This window comes from Methylobacterium sp. J-001 (assembly GCF_022829565.1).
In the GTDB taxonomy this organism is placed as follows: Bacteria; Pseudomonadota; Alphaproteobacteria; order Rhizobiales; family Beijerinckiaceae; genus Methylobacterium.
In genome coordinates, this window is sequence record NZ_JAKSYN010000197.1 from 13,990 (window position 1) to 38,999 (window position 25,010).

Sequence of the window (25,010 nt, forward strand, 5' to 3'; positions counted from 1 at the left end):
CCTAGCAGGGTCAGGCCGCCCGGACGTTCTGCAGGAACTGCGACACCTCGGCACGAAGCTGCTCAGATTGGGCGGCAAGATCGTCCGAGGCTTGCGCCACCGAGGAGGCAGCCTGGCCGGCATCGTTCGCGACCCGGGCAACCTCGGCGATGTCGGAGGTCATTCCGCTGGTGCCGGTCGAGGCCTGCCCCATGCTGCGAACGATGTCCTGCGTGGTGACGCCCTGCTCTTCGACAGCAGCCGAGATGCTGGTGGAGACGTGGTTCATGGCTTCGATCTGCGAGACGATCCCCTGGATTGCCACAGAGACGCCGCCGGTCACTGCTTGGATCGACGCAACCTGCCGGCCGATCTCTTCCGTAGCGCGACTGGTCTGGGTCGCGAGTTCCTTCACCTCGGCCGCAACCACGGCAAAACCGCGGCCCGCCTCGCCGGCACGGGCTGCTTCGATCGTGGCGTTCAGCGCGAGCAGGTTGGTCTGACCAGCGATGGTCGAGACCATGCCGACCACGTCACCGATGCGGGTGGCAGCAGCGGCGAGATCCGCCATCGTGCCCTCGGCCCGCTTGGCCTCATCGACGGCGGTGGCTGACATCCCGGCCGCCTGCTCGACCTGACGTCCGATCTCCTGCACGGTGGCACCGAGCTCTTCTGCGGCCGCGGCGACGGCATCGACATTGTCCGCGGTCTGGCGTGCGGCACTGGCGACGCTGGTCGACCGCTCAGAGGTGCCGGCGACGGCGATCCGCATGGTGCCGGACGCGCCTTGCAAGGCCTCGACCCCCCGTGTCAGCCCCTGCACGATACCGCCGACCGACCGCTCGAAATCGTCGGCCAGCCCCTGCAGCATGGTACGGCGGGCCTGCTCCTCGCGCAGCCGCGCTGCCTCCGTGGTCTGGAGTTGCTGCGCTGCCTCTTCAAGAGACACGTCGCGAATCGTGACTACGGCGCGGGCGATGTCGCCGATCTCATCTCGGCGCCGGCTGCCCGGAACATCGGTAAGCGCCTCGCGGGCGGCTAGCGCCTTGAGGGCGCGGGTCAGAGCGCTGAGCGGTGACACGATCGAGCGCGCCAGCAACAGGCCGAGCACCGCAGTTCCAGCCAGGACACAGAGCCCGATCATGACCAGCGTGCGGGAGAGTGCCCGTACGGCGTCGATCGCCTCGGCCTGCGATTGCTCCGCCACCACGGTCCAGGGCGCTCCGAGAACGCTGACCGAGGAGGCCGCGGCCATGTGCGGGCCATCCGCCGACGGGAATTCGAAGCTGCCGCCGTCCTTCAGGCGGTCCGCCTCGATTCCGAGGGGCGCTACGCCGTCGCCGGCCTTCACGCCCGTATTCAACGGCGGGTTGCTGCGCAGCCGCCCATCGGCACCGGCGGCCAGGATCTGACCGGTCTCACCGAGGCCGGTCCGCTTGGACAGCGCCTGATCGAACAGCGTCGGCGTCACCCGCATGGCGATGAAGCCGATCCGCTCCGACGCCTGTGCCGTACCCATGGCGACGTTCGCCCGTTTGGTCATAGCTCGGCCAATGAAGGCCGCCGGCACGCCATCCACCGGATAGGCGGCGAAGTCCTCAAACAGGACCGCACTCGGGTCGGCGGATTTCAGGCGCTCGACCAAGCGGGCGAGCGGAGTACCCTTCAAGCCATCATCTGCAACCGACTTGCCGAAGTCCCCCCCCTTGGTGGTCGTGTAGACGATGCGGCCATTGTCATCGAGAAACAGCAGATCGGCATAGCCGGCCTGGGTGACGAGCTTGCGCGCGACTTCCTGGACCTTGACGTGCCGGCGCCCGTACATGCCGCTCCCATCCAGGGCGACCCGCGCCTCGACGGTCTGCGGCGCCTGGAACGCTTCGACCACCGCAGTCGTATCCGGCTTGGCCGGGTCGAGGTTATCGATCAGATCCGGGAAGTTCGAGACGATCTGCGGATGCGCCGCCGCAGCGAGGAAGTCGGCCTGCATCCGGTCGGCCACCAGTTCGATCCCATCGCGGCGGGCGACCGCGGCGAGTTGCAGGCGCTCGTTCGCCGCATCGATCAAACCAGACCTGGCCGAATACCAGCTGAAGCCGCCCATCGCGGTAGCGCTAAGCAGCGCCAACCCGATCGTCATCGCCGGCAGGCGCGAACTCAGCCGCGAAAACATCACCATGGCAGTCCTAACACGTCTTCCAACTCAGCAACTGGCAGGACTCTAGGGAAGCTCCACGAAGATTCCGTAAACGCAGGCCAGGATAGGAATTTTCGAGCACAGAGATCAATTTATCCGGACTCAAGATCATTCGCGGCCTCTCAAGTAATAGAGAATGCAGCGAACCAATTCCACTTGAGAAATTCCAGACCAAGATGGACGTGGCCTTTGAAGACCAGTGTTTGATGAGGATTGCCTACCGTAGAGTCGGCTCTGTCTTCACCCCGGGCGATCGGATTGCCGGCCGCTGCGCCCCTTACGCTCAGCGACGTTGCTCGACCGGTGGCGGCCTGGTCCGGCGCTTGCTGCCGGAAATTGGGGTCGCCGATTGGTGGCCCGCCGCCATCAGTCCGCTTAGAGTTCCGGCTGGACGGAACCACCTTTACTGAGGAATGGGGCCCGGATGACAAACGAGGCGAGGGGAGAGGGTGCGTCCCGGATCGCGCTGATCGGGGCACCGATCGAAGTCGGCACCAGCGAGCCCGGCGCGTTGATGGGACCGGCGGCCCTGCGCACAGCGGGACTCGTCCGCACCCTGTCCGATCTCGGCCACGCGGTCGTCGATCACGGCGATGTCGTGTCTGACGGACCGGCCGATGGGCGGGGACTGCCGGCTGTCGCGGCCTGGACCCGCGCCCTGTCGCGTTCGGTCGAGGCCGCTCTCGGGGCGGGGGCAGTGCCGCTCGCCGCAGGCGGCGACCACAGCCTGTCACTCGGCTCTGTGGACGGGGCAATGCGCCATTGCGCGCGCGAAGGCCGCCCGCTGTTCGTGCTCTGGCTCGACGCGCATGCCGACTTCAACACTCCCGACACCTCACCTTCGGGCAATGTCCACGGCATGCCGCTCGCAGCGCTCTGCGGGGAGCCGGGCTTCCCGAGCCTGTTCGCCGATCCGGTGCCAGCCCCGCTGCCGCCGGAGGACGTCCATCTCTTCGGACTGCGCTCGATTGATGCCGGCGAGCGTGCCCTGGTTACAGCCCGCCGGGTCGGCGTCACCGATATGCGGACCATCGATGAATTCGGCGTCGTCGCGCCCCTGCGGCGGGTGCTTGACCGCGTCGCGCGGGACGGCGCCCATCTGCATGTCAGCCTTGATGTGGATTTCCTCGACCCATCGATCGCGCCTGGTGTCGGAACCACCGTCCCGGGCGGCGCGACCTTCCGCGAAGCGCATCTCATCATGGAGATGCTACATGATTCCGGCCTCGTCCGGTCGCTTGACGTAGTCGAACTAAACCCGTTCCTCGACGATCGCGGACGCAGTGCCCGGGTGTTGGTCGAGCTGGTGGCGAGCCTCTTCGGTCGACGCATCCTAGACCGGCCAACGCTCGCGATCGAAGCGGTGTCGCCCGACCAAGCCGGCCGCCGATGATACTGGCTGGCTCTCGCGATGCTTCAGGTCCGTCTGAGGCGTCACTCCGGCAGCGCTCGGAGGGTCGTGTTCATCTCCGCGCTGGGCTGTTCGGCGGCACCGGTTGTACCCGGATCCTCGATCTCGCCGAATCCGGTCCGTCGCGTCTGCGCTTTCCCCGTGGGGAGGGGGGGCTGGAGGCGGTCCTCGTCAACACCGCTGGAGGAGTTGCGTGCGGCGATACTTTCACGATTGCAATGGATCTCGAACCAGGTGCTGACGTGGTGCTTACCACCACGGCGGCGGAGAAAATCTACCGCTCGGACGGGCCTGTAAGCCGGATCGAGAATCGCGTCGTCTTGGCAAAGGGGGCTCGGCTTGCATGGCTGCCGCAGGAAACAATCCTGTTCGACCGCGCCCGGGTGCGACGACGTTTTGAAGCCGACCTTGCGGACGGCGCCGCCCTGCTTGCCGTCGAGATCGTTGCCTTCGGCCGTGCCGCCAGGGGGGAGCGGATCACCGCGGGGCTGTTCGCGGATGCCTGGCGCGTGCGCCGGGCCGGCCGGCTCGTCTACGCCGATAGCCTTTGCCTGGACGGCTCGATCTCCGATCTGCTCGCGCGGTCGGCGGTCGGCGGCGGCGCCCGGGCGTGCGCGATTCTGCTCGACGTTTCGGAAGGCGCCGAGGCTCGCTTGGAGGAAGCCCGGGCCCTCCTGAAAGAGGCCGCCGTGCCGGCGATCGAGGTGGCCGTGAGCGCCTGGAACGGTCATCTCGTTATCCGCGCCCTGTCGGATGCGGTCGGCCCCCTGCGCAGCCTCATCGCACGCGTGCTAGCCAGCTATCGTGATCGGCCGATGCCTCGGGTCTGGCAGAGCTGATGCCGTCTGTGCCGTACCGGCTGAGAGCGCCGCTCCACCCAGCAGCATATTCTCGCGCAGAAGCCGCATCACAGCCGTTGCCTGCCGCCACCGACCTCTGCTAGAGACGCCCACCCGGAGCCGGCCGCCAGGCTCCATGGGCGACGCCGCGGCGTCGCGACGAGGGGCCTCGTGGCGGAGTGGTTACGCAGAGGACTGCAAATCCTTGCACCCCGGTTCGATTCCGGGCGAGGCCTCCACCGTTTCCTTCTTTATCAGAGCGTCGTTCCTATCCGCTGAACGTGACTTGTGGCGCGATGTCCGGAGGTGGCGCGGCCTGAGAATGTCTGGCTGCATGCACAGCAACGGCTCAGGACAGTCGTCTTAACGATCGCCCGACGCGGGCTGTCTGTGCCGAATTTCACCGGTAAGGCGCTTTTCCGGACATGCCACTCGATTGTGTCGGAGGCGGTCGCCTGGGTCGCTCTGCTGTGACGCAACGCAGTCCATCCTAAGCGCCATCTGGGCCGCCAAACCCTTCACCTCGGCTGCCACCACGGCTCGCACCGCCTCGATTGTCTCTGATAAGGCGAGCATCTTCGTCTGCGACGCTACCGCACGGATCAGCCCGATCACGGTCTGAGCCTCATCGGCGACTTGCGACGGGGTCACCACCGGTGCCACCAACCCCTTTGCGTCGGAAGGTGCCGTTGAGACGACCTCCCTTACGTGGGGACCGGGCGATAAATCCCTGGAGCCGCGACCAACAGGTTTTCGTCGGTGCTGGCAGCGTTGACGACGCCAGCAGTCTCATAGGCTGCCGCCACAGTGACGGCGACCGACGCGGGCGTTTGGCCTACGCGACCTGACGGATCGCGCCGAAGCTTCGTTCGCTTGGGACCAGGGTGGGGCGAAACCAGCAACGGTGCGCGGTGTTCGCTCAGGCGGCGTGCACCTGGCCCAGAAAGGTCTCGATCGCTTGCTGCAGGGTCCGCGTCCCAGCACTGACCCGGGACGCGCTGCCCCGCACCTGCTCGGCCTGCGCCTCATTGGAAGTTGCAGCGGCCCGCACGCCTCCGACACTCTCAGAGACCTTGTGGGAATCCGCCGCCGCATCCGCGATGGCGCGAGCGATCTCCTGGCTCGCGGCGCCCTGCTGATGCGCCGCCTGGGCGACCTCGGACGCGATGAGGCTCATCCGGGCGATGGTCTCGCCGATCGAGTTGATCGCGTCGACCGTGTTGGAGGCAGCTCCCTGGATCGAACCGACTTGCCCGGTGATGCGATCGGTGGCGAGAGCCGTTTGGCTCGCTAACGCCTTCACCTCCGCCGCGACCACGGCGAAACCGCGCCCCGCGACCCCGGCCCGCGCGGCCTCGATGGTGGCATTGAGGGCCAGCAGGTTGGTCTGCTCCGCCACCGTGCGGATCAAAGTGACCACGGCGTCGATCTCGGCGGCTGCTTGCGACAGGCTCGAGACGGTGAATTCCAGCTGCTTCGTATCGTCGAGGGCTGTCGCAGCGATCTCGCTTGTGTGCCGGACGCGCCCCTCGATCTCCCGGGCGGAGGCTGCGAACTCCTCGGCTGCGCTGGCGACGCTGTCGACGATGTCGGCGGTTTGGCTCGAAGCACCTGCCACGACGGAAGCCCGGGCCACCATGTCACTGGCCGTCCCGGTGAGTGTCGCAGCGGCGTCCTGCATGGATTCGGCGGAGCCGGCGAGATCCGTCACCGCGCGATGCGTCTCGCTCTCGAAGGCCTTGGTCGCGTCGGCAAGCTGCTCGGCCCGGATGCGATCGCGGTCGCGGCGAGCCTGCGCTTCGGCGTCGAGGCGCCCCTTCTCGATCAGCGCTGCCTGAAAGGCCGCGATCGAGCCCGCCATTTCGCCGATCTCGTCGCGACGATGGGTGAATGGAATTGTCCGGCCAAGATCGTTGGAAGCCAGTGCCGTCATGTTGCTCTTGAGACGGTCGAGCGGTCGCCGGACTTGCGTGAGGATGATCCAGATCGCCGCCAGCAGCCCGAAGGCGAGCGCCACGGCCGGCACCGCAATGAGCGCCCATTGGGCCTGGCGGCGATCCGCGGCATCGGCTGCACGCCGCTGATTGAGGCGGGCCAGAACCTCGCGGCCCAGCAGGCCGATCTCCGCGATCATGTGCTCACGGTTCTTCACTGTCGCCTCGTCGGTGGCCTGGATCAGGGCAGCCTTCGGCGAGATGGTCAGACCGAGCTCGGCCGTGTCGTTCTGGTAGGCGATGAACTCCTTCACGAAGAGGTCGAATCGAAGACGCCGATCCGGCGGCAGCTGGTCCTCCATCGCCTCCAGGAATGGCCCCCGAACTTGCTCGACGGCGGTCAGTGCATCGTGGAGCGCCGACAGCCGGGTACGCGCCGCCGTGGTGTCCTCGGCGGTGTAGAGCGCTGTGGCCTGCACAACCGCGTGCTCGATCGCCTGGCCAAGGGCACCGGCTTGGAGACCGGCATTCCAGATCTTGTCCGTCGCGGCGGCACGCTCCTGCTCCCACAGCGATTGTCGGACGGCAAAGGCTGAGATGCCGACCGCGACGAAGCCTAACAGGCCAACGACCGCCGCCAGCTTGAAGCCGAGAGAAATACGCATGTGGAGGGAACCAGATTCCGTTAGGGTCGAAAGATTGAGTGCACTCGCGGCGAGATTTGATCAGAATTTTGATATATCCGGCAAAAACGCGCCATCTGTAATTCTGGTTTTCTAGCTTTACCGACGAACATAACGACGATCGGAATGCCTCGATTTCAAATTTAACGGCGACAAATTTGTCTTATCGCAACGTCCCGCCGGGAAGTTCATATCTTCAAAGGGTGAGCGTGCCACGCATTCCGCGATCGAGGCGGATCAAGTAGCCTGTGCAAGGATTACGCGCATCGCGAAGCCGACGATCAGGAACGCGATCAACGACAGGCCGATATAGTCGGGCATGCGGCTCCCGCGGTCGAACGGGGACACCCTACGGTGCCCGCTGGTATCCCGCGTCATCATCAAGCCTCTCGAGGTAGGGCAACTAGGTCCAGGTGATCAGCAGTTCCCACGAAGGGGACCGATCAACCCGATTGGCCGTGTCAGGTCGTTCGGGGACCGCGCCATGGATGACGGACACGGGCGGCAGACCCTTCGAATCGAAACTGACGCCAATCGGCTCTTCGACGGCACCGCATTTCGCGACGCCGACGACGAGCCGAGCCTTAAGCGCCCCCTATGACGGCGAGATGACTCAGCGCAGTCGGACCCGAATCGGCGCGTCAGACCTCTTCTGACCGTGTCGGCTCTCCGCAGCCTAGATCCTGCGTTGCATATCAGCAACACCGACATCGCTTAGACGCCAGCAAACTACCCAATCGGGGTGGCTTACAGAGGGGGGCTCTCACAAAGTGGGTCGATCGCGCCATTCGGGGGCTTGCGTCCCAGAAACCTGGTGTGTAGAGACCCGCTCGTGATCCCCGATAGCTCAGTTGGTAGAGCAGGCGACTGTTAATCGCCTTGTCGCAGGTTCGAGTCCTGCTCGGGGAGCCATCAACGTCTGAACATCCCGATCACCGCCGTCGAGCCGCCCCGAGATCGGCGTTGCGCTCGATCTCTATGATGCTGTTCTCAGACGGCCTCTGCGTGTCTGTATCGCGCGGGTCTGTGACACTGGAATTATCTGGCCACGAATGAGCTATCCTGCTCCAGTGAGGGATCACAGGTGCAGTGCAATGTCGGCTGCCGTGTGAGCTACCCGCCGAATAAAGCTGGATGACCACAGATCTGTGTGGTCGCCGACGTCGCTGTGTGATGGTCGCCACAACCGTCCTTTTCCGTAGCGCGGACGACGGACTGCCGCCTACGCGGTCATGCTGCAGACCGACCTATCGAAACGCTTCAGGCCTGCCTTTGCCTGGCATCACCCTCAGCTCGGTTCCATCGATCAAGCCCCCGAGGACGCCAGCGCCGCCAACCTATGCTTAAGAGCACACCTTCGAGCCGCACTCGTGCTGCGCGGCGGATGCCGATGCGGCCCCTGGCATGGCCGACATGCCGCAACAATTTCACCTGCTACCCGGTGACCCCTTCGGCAAATGCTGCTTATCGGAATACCCCGAGCGGCTGGAGGTGCCGATGAAGCAGATCGAAGCCATCATTGCGTGGACGCCCGCCCGATGGGCGGAGCTAAGACCTGAGACGGCCGGGCAGATCGTGGTGCTGCCGGTGCCCGACGAGGCCAGCGTGTCGAAAAGCTACGTGATGCGCGCCGGAGCGAGTTCCTCGGCATTGGCCAGCTTATCGGAGGAGGCGCGAATTGCCCGCCTGTTCATCGATTTCCAGACGATCGTGGTCCGCGACGGCCTCGATCCGCAGACGGTGCACAAGGCATTCCTGGCCATCGATGAGTACCGGTTCCGTATCGCGCCGGATACGGAGGGTGCCGAGTTCGAAGATCCGCCCGAAGAGGACTAGAACATCAAGCAGGACGGAGTGGTATTGCGCTTTCTGCTAGGGCCGCTGCCGGACCGATACCGGTCTCACTGCGCGATCTCCCTCGCCGCATGCCGCGCCGACAGACACTGATCCTCCGCTCAGAACGAGTTGACGCACAGCATTCTCTGACGATCCACGGTGCTCGCGCAGGCGTGAGAATAACGAATACACTTTCGCCGATCACCGCCCTATCTTCTGATGGTGTCCTGACACCGCCGGAGGCCGGCCATGCCCGTATCCCGTCGTGCCGTGCTCGCGGCTTCCGCCCTCGCGCCGCTCGCTGGGCGTCTGTCCTGGGCGGCTGAACCGCTGATCCAGCGGCCAATTCCATCCACCGGGGAAATGCTGCCGGCGATCGGGATCGGCACCTCAAGGCGCTACGAGGTCGAGCCCAATCCCGACGCTGTGGCACCCCTGAAGGCGGCGGTGCAGACCTTCGTGTCCCTCGGCGGCTCGGTGATCGACACCGCGCCGAGCTACGGCACCGCCGAGGACGTGCTCGGCCTGATTCTGGCCGAGCCGGGGTTGCGCCAGAAGGTCTTTCTGGCCAGCAAAGTCGATACGCAGGGCCGCGACGCGACGCTCGCCGAGTTCGAACGCTCTCTCACGCGGATGAAGGTCGACAGGCTCGACCTCGTGGCCGTCCACAACCTGATCGACGTGGACGCGAATCTGGCGGTGCTGCGCGATCTGAAAGCGGCCAAGCGGATCCGCTATGTGGGCGTTACGGTCTGGCGGGACGGCCAGCTCGACGCCTTGGAGGCTGTGATCAAGCGGGAGAGGCTGGACTTCATCCAGGTGAACTACGCCATCGACAACCGGGCCGCTGCCGAGCGGGTGCTGCCGCTCGCAGCCGAGAGAGACGTGGCTGTGATGACCAACGTTCCCTTCGGCCGCGACCGTCTGTTCAAGGCCGTCCAGGGCAAAGAGCTACCGCCGGTGGCAAAGGATCTCGGCTGCAGCAGCTGGCCGCAATTCTTTCTGAAATACGTGCTCGGCCACCCGGCCGTGACGTGCCCGATCCCCGGTATGGCCAAGGTGGCCTATGTCGAGGACAATCTTGCCGCCGCCCGGGGCACGCTCCCGGACCCGGCCCAGCGCAAGCAGATGGAGACATTCATCGATGCGGTTTGATCGCACCACACGGCGCGTTGCGCTGGCTCTCGCCGCTGGGCTCCTGACAGCGTCCGCGCTGTCAGCCGTGGCGCAGGACGGTCCCAAGAAGATTCGGATCGGGGTGATCGGCGCCGGCAATATCGGCGGGACGATCGGGACCCTCTGGGTCAAGGACGGCCACGAGGTGATGTTCGCCTCGCGGCATCCGGAGACCCTGGCGCCGATGATCGCGGAGCTTGGACCGAAGGCCAAGGCCGGGACGCCCGAGGAGGCGGTCAAGTTCGGCGACGCGGTGTTCGTCGCGGTGCCCTACAAGGCCTATCCCGAGCTTTCGAAAGATTTGGGTGCGTCTCTGACCGGCAAGGTCGTGCTCGATGCAGGCAACGCCACGCAGAAGCGGGACGGCGCGCTCTATGACGAGGTTCAGGCGAACGGGATCGGGGCGACCTCGGCCAAGTATTTCCCGGGTGCGAAGCTGGTCCGGGCGTTCAGCGCGGCCAACTACAAGGTCTTCGCCAAGGCGGGCGCCGACGGCGGCAAGGATCGGCCGGGCGGTCGTATGGCGATCCCGATCGCGGGCGACGATGCCGCGGCCGTGAAAGTGGCCGAGGGCCTGGTCCGCGATGCCGGGTTCGACCCGGTGGTGGTCGGTCCGCTGAAGGATGCCGACAAGTTCGCCATGGGGTCGTCCGGCTTCGGCCACGAGGCGACCGCGCCGGAGCTGCGCGAGAAGCTCGGGCTCGGGAAGTAAGGGGCGCGTGGCTGAGACCATCGCTGCCCGCGGCCCGCTCGCGCGCCTGATCGACATTCGCCCCGGCGAGGGCCAAGCCCTCGCCTGGTCCTGGGCCTACATCTTCTCGATCCTGGCCGCCTATTACGTGCTGCGGCCGATCCGCGACCAGATGGGCGTGGCCGGGGGCATCGAGAACCTGCCCTGGCTCTTCACCGCGACGCTCGTCGGCATGCTCGCTCTCAACCTGCCCTTCGCCTATCTGGTGAAGCGCATGCCTCGGGCACGGTTCGTGCCGATCACCTATCGGTTCTTCGCCGCCAACATCCTGGCCTTCGCGCTGACCCTGTACCTGGCGCCGCAAGATTGGGGGATCTGGATCGGGCGGGTGTTCTTCGTCTGGCTGTCGATCTTCAACCTGTTCGTGGTCTCGATCTTCTGGGCCACCATCGTCGACGTGTTCTCCAACGAGCAGGGCAAGCGTCTGTTCGGCTTCATCGCGGCCGGGGCGACCGTGGGGGCCATCACGGGCTCGGCCACCACCGCGATCCTTGCCAAGAACGTGCCGACCTGGGGCCTGATGCTCTGCGCGGTGGTGCTCCTGGAAGCCGCCGTGTTCTGCATGCGCGGGCTCGCCGCCCTCTCGGCGCGGCTTCACGCGGTGCCTGGCAGCGGCGAGACCGCCAACGACGGCCAGGACCGCACCATCGGCGGTGGCGTGCTGGCCGGCGTCACCCGCACCCTGGCCTCGCCCTACCTGCTCAACATCTCGCTGTTCCTGCTGCTGTTCTCGGTGACCTCGACCTTCCTGTATTTCGAGCAGGCCGGCATCGCCAAACGCAGCTTCCCGGACCGGGGCGCCCAGACCGCGTTCTTCGCCAGCGTCGATCTCGCCGTGAATGTGCTGACGCTCGGCGTGCAGCTGTTCCTGACCGGACGGATCGTCAAGCGCCTCGGCGTCGGGTTCACGCTGGCGCTGCTGCCGGCGTTCAGCGTGCTGGGCTTCGCGGCGCTCGCAGTCTCGCCGACCATCGGGGTGATCGTGGCGTTTCAGGTCCTGCGCCGGGCCGGAAATTTCGCCATCGCTCGGCCGATCCGAGAGGTGCTGTTCACCGTGGTCCCTCGGGAGGACCGCTACAAGGCCAAGAGCTTCATCGACACAGTGGTGTACCGCCTTGGCGATCAGGTCGGGGCGTGGTCGTTCACCGGGATCCAGGGACTCGGCTTCGGCAGCATCGGCATCGCGGGGGCGGCGGTACCGCTCTCCATGGTGTGGCTGCTCAATAGCCTCTGGCTCGGCCGCGCCCAGGACCGCCGCCGGGCTTCGCTGGATGCGGACGCCGCCGCGTCGGCAGCGGAACCGCTCGCGTCGCGTTAAGCGGCGGTTTACCATGACGCGCGAGGTCTCCGGATCAGCTCCGCCGGAGGGACGTGACGGCATGACACGCGCGGCTCTGTCTGTTCCGGCAATGGCATTCTGCACCCTGGTGCTGCTTGCCCTACTGGCTGCGGCACCGGTTGCGGCCCAGGCGGAAGAGCCGCTCTTCATCCGGATCCGGCCGACGCTCAAGGCGATCGTGTCGCGCGGGAGGCTTTGTGGGCCCGTCGGCAAGCCCATGCCCGCGCGGTGATCGAGTCCGTTTGCATCGGCTGCCTCGAAGCTTGGAAACCAGCGGCCGAAATTGTGCCGCCTGTAACCCCGGTTTCGGTGCAGGCCAGGATTGCGGACCTGACTGTGCCGGAAGGGCTTGAAACCGACCCCGGCTCCGGGGCATCCGGGCCAGCTTCCGATCCATCGCTTCCCGAGAGGCAACCATGACGCAATCGCATCCGACCAGCGGCGCCGAGCCCGAAGTCGATTGCCCCGTGAGCCTCGAGTTTCTGGGCGAGGTCTACCGGGCCGATGATTTCGACCTGCCGTTGATCCTCGAGAAAATTCCGCCGCTGAAGCGCGCGCAGCTCGCCGCCTACCTCTACGGCAAGAGCCACATGCACAAGCTCGGCCTTAAGGTCGCTCGCTCCTGCGATCGGGAGGACCTCATCCGGGTCGCCGGCGAGATCGGTTCGGTGATCCACGGCCAAGCGCATCTCAAGCCGGCGAAGCCGGTGCCGACGGCCGCGCCGGAGCTGCGCGCCAAGACCCTGCCAGGCCAGAAGAAGGTCAGCCTCGCCGGCGCACCGGCCAAGCCCGCGATCAGCCTCGGCGGCTCGGCCAAGGTCCGCAACTTCGACTGACGGCACCCGCGTCTGGCGCAAGCCTTGCGCGGCGATCCCCAGCCTGAGACGGGCGCATGCGTTGCGTGCGCCCCGGCCTTCGGATAATCGCCCGCGATGAACACCGACCACGACAAGATCCTGATCGTCGATTTCGGCTCTCAGGTGACCCAGCTCATCGCCCGACGGGTGCGGGAGGAGGGGGTCTATTGCGAGATCGTTCCCTTCACAAAGGCCGAGGCCGCGTTCCGCGAGCAGAAGCCGAAGGGCGTGATCCTCTCCGGCGGCCCAGAATCGGTGACCGTCGAGGCGAGCCCTCGGGCGCCGCAAGCGGTGTTCGCTTCGGGCGTGCCGGTCTTCGGCATCTGCTACGGCCAGCAGACCATGGCGGCCCAGCTCGGTGGCGCAGTCGAGGGTGGCCACCATGCCGAGTTCGGCCGGGCCGAGGTCGAGATCCTGGCCGATTGCCCGCTGTTCAACGGCGTCTGGCACAAGGGCGAGAAATATCCAGTCTGGATGAGTCACGGCGACCGGGTCACGAAGCTGCCGGACGGCTTCTCCACCGTCGCCATCTCCAAGAACGCGCCGTTCGCGGCCGTGGCGGACGAAGCGCGCAACTATTACGCAGTGCAGTTCCACCCCGAGGTCGCCCACACCCCGCACGGCGCCCTGTTGATCCGCAATTTCGTGCGCGACATCGCCGGCTGCTCCGGCGATTGGACGATGGGTGCCTACCGTGAGGAGGCGATCGCCAAGATCCGCGAGCAGGTCGGCTCAGAGCGCGTGATCTGCGGCCTGTCGGGTGGCGTCGACTCGGCGGTTGCGGCGGTGCTGATCCACGAGGCGATCGGCGACCAGCTCACCTGCGTGTTCGTCGATCACGGGCTGCTGCGCCTCGGCGAGGCCGAGCAGGTCGTGGCCCTGTTCCGAGACCATTATAATATCCCGCTGGTCCACGTGGAGGCGAGCGGGATGTTCCTCTCGGCGCTCGAGGGCGTCAGCGACCCGGAGGTCAAACGAAAGACCATCGGCCGCCTGTTCATCGACGTGTTCGAGGCGGAGTCCAAGAAGATCGGCGGGGCGAAGTTCCTGGCGCAGGGCACGCTCTACCCTGACGTGATCGAGAGCGTCTCGTTCACCGGCGGCCCGTCGGTGACGATCAAGAGCCACCACAATGTCGGCGGCTTGCCCGAGCGCATGAACATGAAGCTCGTGGAGCCGTTGCGCGAGCTGTTCAAGGACGAAGTCCGGGTGCTCGGCAAGGAACTCGGTCTGCCGGACGCCTTCGTCGGCCGCCATCCGTTCCCAGGTCCGGGCCTCGCGATCCGCTGCCCCGGCACGATTACACCGGAGAAGCTCGAAGCCTTGCGCAAGGCGGATGCGATCTATCTCGACGAGATCCGCCAGGCCGGCCTCTACGACACGATCTGGCAGGCCTTCGCGGTGATCCTGCCGGTCAAGACGGTGGGCGTGATGGGCGATGGCCGCACCTACGACCACGTCTGCGCGCTCCGCGCCGTCACCTCGGTGGACGGCATGACCGCCGATTTCTACCCGTTCGACATGGCCTTCCTGGGCCGGGTCGCGACCCGGATCATCAACGAGGTCAAGGGCATCAACCGGGTCACCTACGACATCACCTCGAAGCCGCCCGGCACGATCGAGTGGGAATGACGGGCGCGTGTGATCCTGCCGGGACCATCGGGTCGTTGGCTTGAATTCCGACCCGGAACCGACACGCGACGCGGGTGATGGATTGATCCAAGGGGGGGCGGGACGCCGAGGTCCAAGCCGGCCGCGGCCGGACGTCGATCGAGCGTATGCACCGTTGCGCCATGCTCCGACGCGAGGGTGAGGTGGAGGGTTTCGCCGCCGTTCGGATATGGCAGCGGGTCACGCCGAGTATGGTGAAGCTTTCGGCAACCAGCTTATTGAACACGGCAAGCGCTGCCGCGCGCTGTGCAAGTCCATCTGTTCTGTCCGGATCTTGATGGCCAGAGCCGGGGATAGTTCTGTGACGGTCCTGTCGCTGATCAGGAGTTGCGCGGGATCTTATTCCGCAACCTAGTCCCGCACCCGCGGCGTCAGCCGTTCGCTTGATAGTGCGTCGGCAATAAACGCCGTGGAGAGATAGAAGATCTGTAGCAGTCGCCGTCACGCATTGAGCGGACGAGATCGGCGACATCTTCGGTCACCATCTGAATGGTCATGGTGCCTGCCGGGCCCGATACTGCAAATGGGCTCAATCGGTGCTTGAGGGAATCGCCATTGCGGCGTCACCGCCCGCTCAGCAGCTGGGCCGCGATGGCCCACATCGTCAGTGCGATCACACCTTCGAGCACACGCCAAGCCGCCGGCTTTGCAAACAGGGGGCGGAGGATCGCGGCTCCGTAGCCGAGCGAGAAGAAGAACGCGACCGAAGCGGTCACCGCACCGGCCGCAAAGGCCGCTTCTCGCCCCGGAAAGCGCGTCGAGATCGAGCCGATCAGCAGGAGCGTGTCGAGATAGACGTGGGGGTTGAGCCATGTCAGCGCCAGGCACGTTGCCAGGGTCCGTCGAAGCCCGGCGGCGGATCCAGGCGCGGGCTGCAGCGCCGTGGTGGCGGCGAAGGCCGACCGCAGGCTGCGCGCCCCGTACCAGATCAAGAAGGCCGCGCCGGCATACCGCATCATGGGCCGCAGCCAGGGGGCGAGGACGACCATGCTCCTGAAGCTGGCAATGCCCACCAAGATCAGAAGCGCGTCGGAGGCCGCGCAGGTCGCGCAGACGAGCGCCACATGCTCACCGCGCAAGCCCTGTCGCAGCACGAACGCGTTCTGAGCTCCGATAGCGAGGATCAGGCCGCCGCTGACGGACAGGCCGGTCAGGTAGACGTCGAGCACGCTGGATCGCTCATCGAATGTCGCTGCTGCTCGCCGTCATCGCTTCGCTGCGCTCGCCACGACGTTGGCGGGGAAGATCCGTAGGCGCGGAGGCTGCGTCAGAGGTGCAGACGCGTCCGGCAGGCCGGCGCAGGCGATTGCGCCGCGGGCCCGGTACGACGCACCCTGCGCGGGCATGGCTCAGGGCGCGCACAGGACCGGCTCCAGGGCCGCCATGGCGGGCCGGTAGGCCGCGAGGTGCAGGCCGTCCCGCAGCGTGCCGGGCTTGGCGTAGCCGCTCTCGCCGTCGCGCAGCGACGCGAACGGATCCGTGAACGTGCAGCCGAGGCGGGTGCACAAAGTGCGCAGGCGTTGGGAGTATTCCGGCACCGCAGCCGCGTCGAGGAAGCGACCGCTCTCTCGGCCGATCGGGGGCAGGGCGGTCACCACGACCCGCGAACTCAAAGCCTGGAGATGCCTCACGATCGCTTCCGCAGTCGCCTCGAACCGCCCGGCCGCCTCGGCGGAGCGCGGCTTGTTCTTCAGCAGGATGTCGTTGGTGCCGATCGTCAGCGCGGCGACCTTGGGCTTGTGTCGGAATGTCAGGCCGGAGAGGTGATCCAGGTAGGCTGCGGCGGTGGCGCCGCTGAAGCCGCCGTTGACGAAATCCAGACCGCAGGGCCGCTGGCCTCCGGGCTGAAGCTCCACCTGGGAATCGCCGCCCCAGAACACGTAAGTGGGGGGCGCCTCGTCCAGGCTGACCTGGACGGCGATGCCTCGCATCACCGCGTACGCCCGCGCATCGGCGGCCGGCTTGTGCAGGGACCATCCGGCAAGGGCGCCGAGCGCCACCAAGACTGCTCCGAGGAGGCCCGCAAGGACGTACCGCGTCACGTGTCGGCGCCAGCGCGATCGACCTGCGCCTCGGGCCGGGAATCCGTCGAGGCGTAATAGGGCTTGATATCGAGGAGCGGCGTGCCGTCGAGGCAATCGAGGCCGCGGACACGCAGCGTATCGCTCTCCCGGGCGATCAGTTCGACCACCGAGAGGGCGATCGGGTTGGGTCGGGCAGGGGAGCGCAACGCGAAGGTCCCGCGCGGTCCAGCTGCGTGGCGTGGCTGCTGCACCACCAGGCCGCGGGTTGCGTGCTCCATCCAATAGAGCAGGATCAGGTGGGTGCAGCCTGTGATGGTGAGCAGGCCGGGGGCGTAGGCGGGATCGACGTCGACGGTGCAGACTGCGTCGGTCTGGAGGCCATTCTTCGGGCAGTCCTGCCGCGTCCGCCAGGGGGTGCGCAACCGGCCGATGAAGTGGAGGCCGGCGTCGAATTCGGCGGGGAGTGCCGCCATCTCTTCGCCCGGACGAATTCCGAACTCATCCGTGCCCATGCATCCTCGCCTTGCCTGCGCCGGGTTGTCGGACAACCGCCGTCCGGCCGCAAGCCCGGGTCGCGCGTCCGGTCTGGGCGGTGTAAAGGCAAGCCTGGGACGGGAGGGTTTATGAGCGAACGGGAACTGCGGCCGATGCAGGCCGTCGCCGATGTGGGCGGCGCGGTCGACCGGCTGGCCGAACTCTACGACGGCGCGGCCGGTGCCCTCCGGCAGTCACTCGAGCGCTATCTCGCAGGCGGCCCGCCCCCGGACGCCACCGAACGCCTCGCCTTCCGCTATCCCGAATTGCGAATCACCTATCGCGCCACAGGCCCGCTGCCCCGGGTGCGCCGCGCCACCGCCAAGCTCCAGTCCGCTGGGACCTACGCGACCACGGTCACGCACCCGGCGTTCTTCCGCGATTACCTGACCCGGCAGCTGCAGCCGCTGATCGACGATTACGGCGTCGAGATCGAAGTCGGCTTGAGCGCGCAGGAGATCCCCTACCCCTATGTCTTGGAGGCGGGACTCGATGCCGGCGGCCGCGCCGTGGACGGCGCTGAACTGGCGACCTACTTCCCCGTGCCGCTGCTTTCGCTCGTGGGCGACGAGATCGCCGACGGCACGTTCGACCTCATCGACGGTGAACCACTGCCGCTGGCGCTGTTCGACGCGGTGCGGGTCGATTACTCCCTGCGCCGCCTAGTCCATTACACGGGGTGCGACTGGCGCGATGTCCAGCCGTGGATCCTGCTGACCAACTACCATCGCTACGTCGACCAGTTCGTCCGACACGGGCTGGAGCGCCTCGCTTCGGGCGCGGAGGGTTTCGAGCGGCTGGTCTTGCCCGGCGGTGTGTCGGTGAGCCGGGCGGAGGCCGCCACGGCCGATCCCGCAGCGGTGATTGCCGCCTCGCCCTGGCACCGGCATCAGATGCCGGCCTATCACCTCGTGGCGCGAGGCGCCGACGGCACCATGCAGGGCACAAGTTTGGTCAATATCGGTGTCGGCCCCTCCAACGCGAAGACCATCACCGACCATCTCGCGGTGCTCCGCCCGGATTGCTGGCTGATGGTCGGCCATTGCGGCGGCCTGCGACAGTCGCAGGCCATCGGCGACTACGTGCTCGCGCACGCCTATCTCCGACGGGATCGGATTCTAGACGAGCTTGTTCCGCCGGACGTTCCGGTACCCGCGCTGGCCGAAGTACAAGTCGCGCTTCAGAGCGCCGCCGCCTCGGTGACCGGCGAGCATGCCGAGGCGCTTAAGCGCCGTCTGCGTACCGGCACGGTGGTCACCTACGACGACCGCAACTGGGAGTTGCGATTCAGCCAGGAGCGGCGCCGCATCAACCAGTCACGCGCCATTGCGGTGGATATGGAAAGTGGAACCGTGGCAGCTCAGGGGTTTCGCCTGCGCGTGCCCTACGGGGCGTTGCTCTGCGTCTCCGACAAGCCGCTGCACGGTGAGATCAAGCTGCCGGGCGCCGCCAACGCGTTCTGCGACCGCGCTGTCTCCGAGCATCTCCGGGTGGGCCTCGCCGCCCTGGACGCGTTGCGGGCCGATCGGCACGGTCTGCATTCGCGCAAATTGCGCAGCTTCGACGAGCCGCCGTTCCGGTAGAACACTGCTGCGCGGATTATTGCAGCTGCGGCTGTGACGGGCGTGGCTATGGCTATTGAGAGGGGAGCCAGCCGAAGTCATTTCAAATCACGAAAGTCCGGATGGAGAAGACCGGGCCTGCCGTCTTCCTGACAGCATCAAACGTTCAACCAGCCTTCGTAGGGCGCGAAGGCTGAGTCGCAGACTCCCGAATTGCGAACCGTTCCAAACGCGCCCATGCCGGCCACGTCTCAAAACGTGGGAGCGTCGGATGAGCGGGGAGGCGGTTGTTTTGGCGACAGCCGCCCTGCTCGTCCTCTGCATGGGCCTCTGGGCGACGGCGCTGCTGCCGGAAATCGTCACGGCGCTCGCCTTCTTCGGATTGGCGATGCTGCTGCGCCTCGGCAACCCGGCGACGGTATTCTCGGGATTTTCGGCCTCCGCCTTTTGGCTGGTCCTGTCCGGCATGATCGTGGGCCAGGGCATGACCCAAAGCGGCCTCGGTGCCCGCTTGGCCCGGACGCTGGCAGTGCGTCTCTCGGGCTCCTACGTTCAGTTCATCGCCGGCCTCGTAGGTTTGAGCTTCCTCATCGCCTTCGTGATGCCGTCTAATCTCGGTCGGATCGCCCTGATGATCCCTGTGACGCTGGCCCTGTGCGACGGCTTCGGCCTGACGGCAGGCCGGCCGGGCCGAACTGGCGCGGTGCTCGCAGTGGGGGTTGCAACCCCGATCCTGTCGGCGGCGATTCTGCCGGCCAACGTGCCGAACCTGGTCATGGCCGGCTCGGCCGAGCAGGTGCTCGGCCTCCATCTGTCCTATCTGTCCTACATCCTCCTGCACGCGCCGGTCTTGGCCCTGGTCAAGGGTGTGATGCTGGTGGCGCTGATCGTGCGCCTGTTCCCCGACCGCCTCAGCCCCGACGCGCAGGCCCTGCCGTCCCTCCCGCGGGTCTCGGCCGCAGAGCGGCGCCTCGCGGTGATCCTGGCCTGCACCCTGGCCCTCTGGGTGACCGATAACCTGCACGGGCTCGCCCCGGCATGGGTGGGGCTCGCTGCCGCCGTGATCTGCCTGCTGCCTCGGATCGGCGTGCTGCCGCCCGAGGCGTTCCAGAAGGTGAACCTGCGCACCTGCTTCTACATCGCGGCTTTGCTTGGCTTGGTTGCATTGGTGAACGAGACCGGGCTCGGAGCGCGTCTGGGGCATGGGCTCCTCGCCGTGGCGCCGCTCGCTCCCGACGCGCCGGGCCAGAACTTCGCGGTTCTCACCGGCATCAGCACCGTTCTGACGCTGCTGGTTACGGCCAACGGAGCGCCGGCTCTCTACACGGCGCTCGCGGGCGAACTGGTGAATGTCACCCATTTGTCGCCGTTGGCCGTCGTCTCCATTCAGGTGATCGGCTACTCGACCCTGTTCTTCCCCTACCAGGCGCCGCCGATCGTGTTCGCGAGCGAGCTCGGTGGGGTGCGCCTGCGGGACGCAACCCGACTCACCCTGGCCTTCGGCCTCGCCTCGCTCGTGGTCGCGGCCCCCCTCGATTACGCCTGGTGGCGCCTGCTGGGCCAACTGAAGTGACAGATCCGCCGCGCTATCAACACGCCCCCCACTGTGCGGCGCAGCATGACACATTGCGGCTTGCGCGCGCAGGCACTAGCGCTAGCACCAGATTAGAGACGGTCCAGTTCGCAGCTGCGAGGCTTCAACCCAATGGCACCCACCGCACGCCCGACCGTGGCACAGCCGCTTTCACCGCATCTCCAGATCTATCGCTGGACCTGGACGATGGCGATGTCGGTGTTTCACCGTATTACCGGTACCGCACTTTATGGCGGAACTGCCCTGGTGGCGATCTGGCTGGTGGCGCTTGCATCGGGACCGGTCGCCTATTCCTATGTCGCCGGGTTTTTCGGATCGATTGTCGGCCGACTGATCTTGTTCGCCTACACCTGGGTGCTGATGCACCACATGCTCGGCGGTCTGCGCCATCTGGTATGGGATACCGGTGTCGGCTTTGATCGGGACCGGCGCCTGAGCATGGCCCGCCTGACGCTGGTCGGATCCATCGCGCTCACCATCGTCATCTGGGCGGTCGCCCTTCTGGTCCGCTGAGGAGGCTGGCATGGCTCAGGAAAAGATTCGCCAGGATACCCGCGTCTCGATCCGCACCCCACGCGCCCGTGTCCGCGGCCTGGGCGTCGCCCATCACGGGGCCGGCCATTGGTGGCAGCAACGGGTGACCGCAGCCGCGAACACCGTCCTCATGCTGGCCTTCGTGGTGATCATCGCCAGCATGGCCGGCCGCGGCTACGTCGAAGCGACGCAGCTGATCGCCAAGCCCCTGGTCTCAATCATCCTGATCCTGGCGCTCCTGTCGGTGACCATCCACATGCGGATCGGCATGCAGGTGGTGATCGAAGATTACGTGCACGGCCAGGCGACGAAGATCGCCGCGGTGTTCGCCAACAATATCTACGCGGTCCTGGTGGCCGTGGCCTGCCTGTACGCAGTCCTGCGCATCGGCTTCGGGCAACCGGCCTGAACCCCGCCATCACGCAATTCGAGGAGCCGATCATGGCCGCCAATGGCACCAACGGCAGCGGGCCTGCCTACACCATCCACGACCACGCCTTCGACGTCGTGATCGTCGGCGCCGGCGGCGCGGGTCTGCGCGCGACCGTCGGCTGCTCGGAGGCCGGCCTGCGCACCGCCTGCATCACCAAGGTGTTTCCGACCCGCTCGCATACCGTCGCGGCGCAGGGCGGCATCTCGGCCTCGCTCGGCAACATGGGTCCGGACGATTGGCGCTGGCACATGTACGATACCGTGAAGGGGTCGGATTGGCTCGGCGACCAGGACGCCATCGAGTACCTCGTGCGCAACGCCCCCGCGGCGGTCTACGAGCTGGAGCATTGGGGCGTGCCCTTCTCCCGCACGGACGAGGGCAAGATCTACCAGCGCCCGTTCGGCGGCATGACAACCGATTACGGCAAGGGTACCGCCCAGCGGACCTGCGCAGCGGCTGACCGTACCGGCCACGCCATGCTGCACACCCTCTATGGGCAGGCGGTGAAGAATCAGACCGATTTCTTCATCGAGTACTTTGCCCTGGACCTGATCATGGACGAGGATGGCCGCTGCCGGGGCGTCATCGCCCTCGACCAGGCCACCGGTGAGATCCACCGGTTCCGCGCCCAGCAGACGATCCTGGCCACCGGCGGCTACGGTCGCGCCTACTTCTCGGCGACCTCCGCGCATACCTGCACGGGTGACGGCAACGCCATGGTGCTGCGCGCCGGCCTCCCGCTCCAGGATATGGAGTTCGTGCAGTTTCACCCCACTGGCATCTACGGCGCCGGCTGCCTGATCACCGAGGGCTCGCGCGGCGAGGGCGGCTACCTGACCAATTCCGAGGGCGAGCGTTTCATGGAGCGCTATGCTCCCTCGGCCAAGGATCTTGCCTCGCGCGACGTGGTCTCGCGCTCCATGACGATGGAAATCCGTGACGGCCGCGGTGTAGGCAAGAACAAGGATCACATCTACCTACATCTCGACCACCTCGACCCCAAGATCCTTCACGAGCGCCTGCCGGGCATCTCCGAATCCGCCAAGATCTTCGCGGGCGTCGACGTGACCAAGGAGCCGATCCCGGTCATCCCGACCGTGCACTACAACATGGGCGGCATCCCCACGAACTATCACGGTGAGGTGCTGACCCTGCGGGACGGCAATCCCGACACAGTGGTGCCGGGCCTGATGGCGATCGGCGAGGCGGCCTGCGTGTCGGTCCACGGTGCCAACCGCCTCGGCTCCAACTCGCTGATCGACCTCGTGGTGTTCGGCCGCGCCGCCGGCAAGCGCTGCGCCGAGATCGTCGAACCGAACGGCCGGGCCCAGGAACTGCCCAAGGGCGCCACCGATAAGGCGCTGGAACGCCTGGATCGCTTCCGCCACGCGAACGGCTCGACGCCGACGGCGGAGCTGCGCTCGGAGATGCAGAAGACCATGCAGAACAACTGCGCGGTGTTCCGCACCGGCGAGGTGCTGGAGGAGGGCAAGAGCCTGATCCACAAGGTCTGGAACGCAGCCGCGGACGTGAAGATCACCGATCGGTCGATGATCTGGAACACCGACCTCCTGGAAACCCTCGAATTCGACAACCTGATCGGGCAGGCGGTGGTGACCATGGAATCGGCCGCCAACCGCAAGGAATCCCGAGGCGCTCATGCTCGCGAGGACTTCCCCGACCGCAATGACAAAGAGTGGATGAAGCACACCCTCTCCTGGCTCGACGAGGGTCGCCACCAGGTCAACATCGATTACCGTCCGGTGCATACCTACACGATGTCGAATGAGATCCAGTACATCGAGCCGAAAGCACGGGTGTACTGAATTTAGTATTCCCGATACGCGCGCCGGACCGCGTCGTGCGTATCCATCCAGACCGGTTTCCGGTTCTGACCGATATTGCCGGATATAAACGCAATGGCTCAGTTCAACCTTCCGAAGAACTCGCAGATCACGCAGGGCCGCACCTGGGCGCCGCCGCCCGGCGCCAAGAATCTGCAGACCTTCAAGATCTACCGGTGGAACCCGGATGACGGGGCCAATCCACGGATCGACACGTACCAGGTCGACCGCGACGATTGCGGCCCGATGGTTCTCGACGCGCTATTGTGGATCAAGAACAAGGTCGACTCGACTCTGGTCTTCCGCCGCTCGTGCCGCGAGGGCATTTGCGGCTCCTGCGCGATGAACATCGAGGGCCAGAACGCGCTGGCCTGCACGATGGGCATCGACGAGTGCAAGAGCCCGGACAACGCCCTGCCGATGATGTCTCGGAAGGACAAGGACGGCGCGGTCCGGATCTATCCGCTGCCGCATATGCCGGTGCTGAAGGACCTCGTCCCGGATCTCACCAACTTCTACGCGCAGCATGCGGCGATCGAGCCCTGGCTCCAGACCGAAACGCCCGCTCCCGAGAAGGAGTGGCGTCAGACGCCGGAGGACCGGTCGAAGCTCGACGGCCTGTACGAGTGCATCCTGTGCGCCTGCTGCAGCACGTCGTGCCCCAGCTACTGGTGGAATGGCGACAAGTTCCTCGGCCCGGCCGCCCTGCTTCAGGCCTATCGCTGGCTGATCGATTCGCGGGATGAGAACACCGGCGACCGGCTCGATGCCTTACACGACCCGTTCCGGCTCTACCGCTGCCACACGATCATGAACTGCGCCAACACCTGCCCGAAGAGCCTGAACCCAGCGAAGGCGATCGCTGAGATCAAGAAGATGATGGTCGAGCGAGTGGTCTAAGAGCCGAACCTGCGGCTCGCTGGCCACACCGGGACGAAAAGGCCGTCCGTCCGCAGCGGAGTCCGCTGCGGAGGGAACCGTCGCCTTGCGGTCAGCGCATTTGACACCGAGTCAGGGTCCAAGGCGCCCAGTGCGCCAGCCCCCAAGCCTGATCCGAAGTGGTCCGATGCTGCGCCCAAGCCTGCCGACCTTCGCCGCCCTTTGTCTGAGCGCCACGCTCGGCGCCTGCGCCTCGACCCGTCTCGAGAGTCCGAGGACCCGGGCACCCGCGCAAGCCTCGCTCGACGCAGTCCAGGCAGTCCCGTCAGGAACCGTAACCGCGGCGCCGCTTGCGCCCCCGCCCGGTGCGACCGCCAGCCCCGACGCGCCGCCCGCGCCTGGCGCCCAGGCCAATGCAGCGTCCAACAGCCCCACGGTCATCGCCGAGCCGGTTGCGCCGCCAGCGCCGCCGCCGCCGGTGGTCACCAGCGGTCGTGCCTCGGTGGTCGGTAGCTGGGATGCCAAGGACGCAACCGGCGCGAGCTGCAAGGTCACCCTGTCGAGTGCGCCAGCCCTCGATCTCTACAAGGCCTCGGCTTCCGGCTGCCCCAACAAGGACCTCGCGCGGGTCTCGGCCTGGGATTTCCGCGACGGTGAGGTGTATCTTTACCAGCCCGGCGGCACCGTGGCGGCACGGTTGCGCCAAGGTAGCGGATCCCTCGATGGCGCGCTCACCAAGTCGGGCGCCACTCTGGCTCTCGCGCGCTGACAGCATAGCGCCCGGCTGTGCAACCAGCCGGCTTGCCCGTTCCGGGACGTATCGCGCACCCTAAATAAGGAAAATTTTCTGAAAGGTCGGCGCCGCGACGACCGCGCGCGCTTGGCGGGTGGGACGCCTCGCTTACATCAGGGTTTCCCGAAGTGGTGCGCCCA

The 25,010-nt window shown here is 66.3% G+C and carries 21 protein-coding genes, 2 tRNA genes and 1 pseudogene; 18 read left to right on the forward strand and 6 right to left on the reverse strand.

Going from position 1 to position 25,010, the window contains the following annotated elements; genetic code table 11:
* Nucleotides 1-10: 10 nt before the first annotated feature.
* On the reverse strand, nt 11-2,158 hold the full coding sequence (locus MKK65_RS23820; protein WP_243960475.1) for a methyl-accepting chemotaxis protein: 2,148 nt from the start codon (nt 2,156-2,158) through the stop codon (nt 11-13).
* A gap of 442 nt (nt 2,159-2,600) precedes the next feature.
* On the opposite strand from MKK65_RS23820, the gene rocF reads away from it, so the two are divergent.
* The 3 genes from rocF to MKK65_RS23835 all read left to right on the forward strand — a co-directional run bounded on the left by rocF (nt 2,601) and on the right by MKK65_RS23835 (nt 4,665).
* Complete coding sequence (rocF, locus tag MKK65_RS23825; RefSeq protein ID WP_243960476.1) at nt 2,601-3,569, forward strand: arginase; 969 nt, start codon at nt 2,601-2,603, stop codon at nt 3,567-3,569.
* Entirely contained in the window at nt 3,566-4,426 is an 861-nt protein-coding gene (locus tag MKK65_RS23830; RefSeq protein ID WP_243960477.1) for an urease accessory protein UreD, read from the forward strand. Before rocF ends, MKK65_RS23830 begins: the two co-directional genes overlap by 4 nt.
* Before the next feature lie 165 nt (nt 4,427-4,591).
* A tRNA-Cys gene (locus tag MKK65_RS23835) sits at nt 4,592-4,665 on the forward strand.
* 680 nt (nt 4,666-5,345) lie between these two features.
* On the opposite strand, the gene MKK65_RS23840 is transcribed toward MKK65_RS23835, so the two are convergent.
* Nucleotides 5,346-7,025 (reverse strand): methyl-accepting chemotaxis protein, encoded by a 1,680-nt coding sequence (locus tag MKK65_RS23840; protein ID WP_243960478.1) that lies wholly within the window; start codon nt 7,023-7,025, stop codon nt 5,346-5,348.
* 854 nt (nt 7,026-7,879) lie between these two features.
* Here MKK65_RS23840 and MKK65_RS23845 point away from each other — a divergent pair.
* The 8 genes from MKK65_RS23845 to guaA all read left to right on the forward strand — a co-directional run bounded on the left by MKK65_RS23845 (nt 7,880) and on the right by guaA (nt 14,634).
* Nucleotides 7,880-7,955: transfer RNA gene (locus MKK65_RS23845), tRNA-Asn, on the forward strand.
* Nucleotides 7,956-8,447: 492 nt separating this feature from the next.
* Complete coding sequence (locus tag MKK65_RS23850) at nt 8,448-8,879, forward strand: hypothetical protein (protein WP_243960479.1); 432 nt, start codon at nt 8,448-8,450, stop codon at nt 8,877-8,879.
* Between the two features lie 249 nt (nt 8,880-9,128).
* Nucleotides 9,129-10,034, forward strand: coding sequence for an aldo/keto reductase (locus MKK65_RS23855; RefSeq protein ID WP_243960480.1), 906 nt, complete (start codon nt 9,129-9,131; stop codon nt 10,032-10,034).
* Nucleotides 10,024-10,767: an NADPH-dependent F420 reductase gene (locus MKK65_RS23860; RefSeq protein WP_243960481.1), complete on the forward strand. Its 744-nt coding sequence runs from the start codon at nt 10,024-10,026 to the stop codon at nt 10,765-10,767. Before MKK65_RS23855 ends, MKK65_RS23860 begins: the two co-directional genes overlap by 11 nt.
* 7 nt (nt 10,768-10,774) lie before the next feature.
* The gene (locus MKK65_RS23865; protein ID WP_243960482.1) at nt 10,775-12,124 is read left to right on the forward strand and encodes an NTP/NDP exchange transporter; all 1,350 of its coding nucleotides are present in this window, start codon (nt 10,775-10,777) and stop codon (nt 12,122-12,124) included.
* Nucleotides 12,125-12,185: 61 nt separating this feature from the next.
* On the forward strand, nt 12,186-12,377 hold the full coding sequence (locus MKK65_RS23870; protein ID WP_243960483.1) for a hypothetical protein: 192 nt from the start codon (nt 12,186-12,188) through the stop codon (nt 12,375-12,377).
* A 184-nt stretch (nt 12,378-12,561) separates the two neighbouring features.
* Nucleotides 12,562-12,981, forward strand: a complete 420-nt coding sequence (locus tag MKK65_RS23875; protein ID WP_058190325.1) for a hypothetical protein — start codon at nt 12,562-12,564, stop codon at nt 12,979-12,981.
* A gap of 96 nt (nt 12,982-13,077) precedes the next feature.
* Nucleotides 13,078-14,634, forward strand: coding sequence for a glutamine-hydrolyzing GMP synthase (gene guaA, locus MKK65_RS23880; RefSeq protein ID WP_243960484.1), 1,557 nt, complete (start codon nt 13,078-13,080; stop codon nt 14,632-14,634).
* Between the two features lie 89 nt (nt 14,635-14,723).
* Here the strand turns inward: guaA and MKK65_RS23885 are convergent.
* From MKK65_RS23885 to tsaA, 4 genes and pseudogenes are all read right to left on the reverse strand, one after another.
* Nucleotides 14,724-15,099 (reverse strand): annotated as a pseudogene (locus MKK65_RS23885) (type II toxin-antitoxin system VapC family toxin); the annotation flags it as partial.
* Nucleotides 15,100-15,236: 137 nt separating this feature from the next.
* On the reverse strand, nt 15,237-15,842 hold the full coding sequence (locus MKK65_RS23890; RefSeq protein ID WP_243960485.1) for a LysE/ArgO family amino acid transporter: 606 nt from the start codon (nt 15,840-15,842) through the stop codon (nt 15,237-15,239).
* Nucleotides 15,843-16,022: 180 nt separating this feature from the next.
* Nucleotides 16,023-16,715, reverse strand: coding sequence for an SGNH/GDSL hydrolase family protein (locus MKK65_RS23895; protein WP_243960486.1), 693 nt, complete (start codon nt 16,713-16,715; stop codon nt 16,023-16,025).
* The gene (tsaA, locus tag MKK65_RS23900) at nt 16,712-17,209 is read right to left on the reverse strand and encodes a tRNA (N6-threonylcarbamoyladenosine(37)-N6)-methyltransferase TrmO (protein ID WP_058190329.1); all 498 of its coding nucleotides are present in this window, start codon (nt 17,207-17,209) and stop codon (nt 16,712-16,714) included. Before tsaA ends, MKK65_RS23895 begins: the two co-directional genes overlap by 4 nt.
* A gap of 111 nt (nt 17,210-17,320) precedes the next feature.
* Here tsaA and MKK65_RS23905 point away from each other — a divergent pair, with 111 nt between their 5' ends.
* The 7 genes from MKK65_RS23905 (at nt 17,321) to MKK65_RS23935 (ending at nt 24,846) form a co-directional block, all read left to right on the forward strand.
* Nucleotides 17,321-18,814, forward strand: coding sequence for an AMP nucleosidase (locus tag MKK65_RS23905; protein ID WP_243960487.1), 1,494 nt, complete (start codon nt 17,321-17,323; stop codon nt 18,812-18,814).
* Nucleotides 18,815-19,064: 250 nt separating this feature from the next.
* The gene (locus tag MKK65_RS23910; protein WP_243960488.1) at nt 19,065-20,366 is read left to right on the forward strand and encodes an SLC13 family permease; all 1,302 of its coding nucleotides are present in this window, start codon (nt 19,065-19,067) and stop codon (nt 20,364-20,366) included.
* A gap of 132 nt (nt 20,367-20,498) precedes the next feature.
* The gene (gene sdhC / locus MKK65_RS23915; protein WP_058190332.1) at nt 20,499-20,900 is read left to right on the forward strand and encodes a succinate dehydrogenase, cytochrome b556 subunit; all 402 of its coding nucleotides are present in this window, start codon (nt 20,499-20,501) and stop codon (nt 20,898-20,900) included.
* Nucleotides 20,901-20,910: 10 nt separating this feature from the next.
* Nucleotides 20,911-21,330: a succinate dehydrogenase, hydrophobic membrane anchor protein gene (sdhD, locus tag MKK65_RS23920; protein WP_058190333.1), complete on the forward strand. Its 420-nt coding sequence runs from the start codon at nt 20,911-20,913 to the stop codon at nt 21,328-21,330.
* Between the two features lie 32 nt (nt 21,331-21,362).
* On the forward strand, nt 21,363-23,180 hold the full coding sequence (gene sdhA, locus MKK65_RS23925; protein ID WP_243960489.1) for a succinate dehydrogenase flavoprotein subunit: 1,818 nt from the start codon (nt 21,363-21,365) through the stop codon (nt 23,178-23,180).
* A gap of 93 nt (nt 23,181-23,273) precedes the next feature.
* Nucleotides 23,274-24,098 (forward strand): succinate dehydrogenase iron-sulfur subunit, encoded by an 825-nt coding sequence (locus MKK65_RS23930; RefSeq protein WP_058190335.1) that lies wholly within the window; start codon nt 23,274-23,276, stop codon nt 24,096-24,098.
* 166 nt (nt 24,099-24,264) lie between these two features.
* Nucleotides 24,265-24,846 (forward strand): AprI/Inh family metalloprotease inhibitor, encoded by a 582-nt coding sequence (locus MKK65_RS23935; protein WP_058190336.1) that lies wholly within the window; start codon nt 24,265-24,267, stop codon nt 24,844-24,846.
* The last annotated feature ends 164 nt before the right edge of the window (nt 24,847-25,010 follow it).

What these genes read in the sequence shown, in the direction of transcription:
- guaA (WP_243960484.1), top strand. Translation starts at nt 13,078, where the DNA reads ATGAACACCGACCACGACAAGATCCTGATCGTCGATTTCGGCTCTCAG.
- sdhD (WP_058190333.1), top strand. Translation starts at nt 20,911, where the DNA reads ATGGCTCAGGAAAAGATTCGCCAGGATACCCGCGTCTCGATCCGCACC.
- MKK65_RS23855 (WP_243960480.1), top strand. Translation starts at nt 9,129, where the DNA reads ATGCCCGTATCCCGTCGTGCCGTGCTCGCGGCTTCCGCCCTCGCGCCG.
- MKK65_RS23830 (WP_243960477.1), top strand. Translation starts at nt 3,566, where the DNA reads ATGATACTGGCTGGCTCTCGCGATGCTTCAGGTCCGTCTGAGGCGTCA.
- MKK65_RS23930 (WP_058190335.1), top strand. Translation starts at nt 23,274, where the DNA reads ATGGCTCAGTTCAACCTTCCGAAGAACTCGCAGATCACGCAGGGCCGC.
- sdhA (WP_243960489.1), top strand. Translation starts at nt 21,363, where the DNA reads ATGGCCGCCAATGGCACCAACGGCAGCGGGCCTGCCTACACCATCCAC.
- tsaA (WP_058190329.1), bottom strand. Translation starts at nt 17,209, where the DNA reads ATGGGCACGGATGAGTTCGGAATTCGTCCGGGCGAAGAGATGGCGGCA.
- MKK65_RS23860 (WP_243960481.1), top strand. Translation starts at nt 10,024, where the DNA reads ATGCGGTTTGATCGCACCACACGGCGCGTTGCGCTGGCTCTCGCCGCT.
- MKK65_RS23905 (WP_243960487.1), top strand. Translation starts at nt 17,321, where the DNA reads ATGAGCGAACGGGAACTGCGGCCGATGCAGGCCGTCGCCGATGTGGGC.
- MKK65_RS23840 (WP_243960478.1), bottom strand. Translation starts at nt 7,025, where the DNA reads ATGCGTATTTCTCTCGGCTTCAAGCTGGCGGCGGTCGTTGGCCTGTTA.
- MKK65_RS23850 (WP_243960479.1), top strand. Translation starts at nt 8,448, where the DNA reads ATGGCCGACATGCCGCAACAATTTCACCTGCTACCCGGTGACCCCTTC.
- sdhC (WP_058190332.1), top strand. Translation starts at nt 20,499, where the DNA reads ATGGCACCCACCGCACGCCCGACCGTGGCACAGCCGCTTTCACCGCAT.
- MKK65_RS23935 (WP_058190336.1), top strand. Translation starts at nt 24,265, where the DNA reads ATGCTGCGCCCAAGCCTGCCGACCTTCGCCGCCCTTTGTCTGAGCGCC.
- MKK65_RS23875 (WP_058190325.1), top strand. Translation starts at nt 12,562, where the DNA reads ATGACGCAATCGCATCCGACCAGCGGCGCCGAGCCCGAAGTCGATTGC.
- MKK65_RS23870 (WP_243960483.1), top strand. Translation starts at nt 12,186, where the DNA reads ATGACACGCGCGGCTCTGTCTGTTCCGGCAATGGCATTCTGCACCCTG.
- MKK65_RS23910 (WP_243960488.1), top strand. Translation starts at nt 19,065, where the DNA reads ATGAGCGGGGAGGCGGTTGTTTTGGCGACAGCCGCCCTGCTCGTCCTC.
- rocF (WP_243960476.1), top strand. Translation starts at nt 2,601, where the DNA reads ATGACAAACGAGGCGAGGGGAGAGGGTGCGTCCCGGATCGCGCTGATC.
- MKK65_RS23820 (WP_243960475.1), bottom strand. Translation starts at nt 2,158, where the DNA reads ATGGTGATGTTTTCGCGGCTGAGTTCGCGCCTGCCGGCGATGACGATC.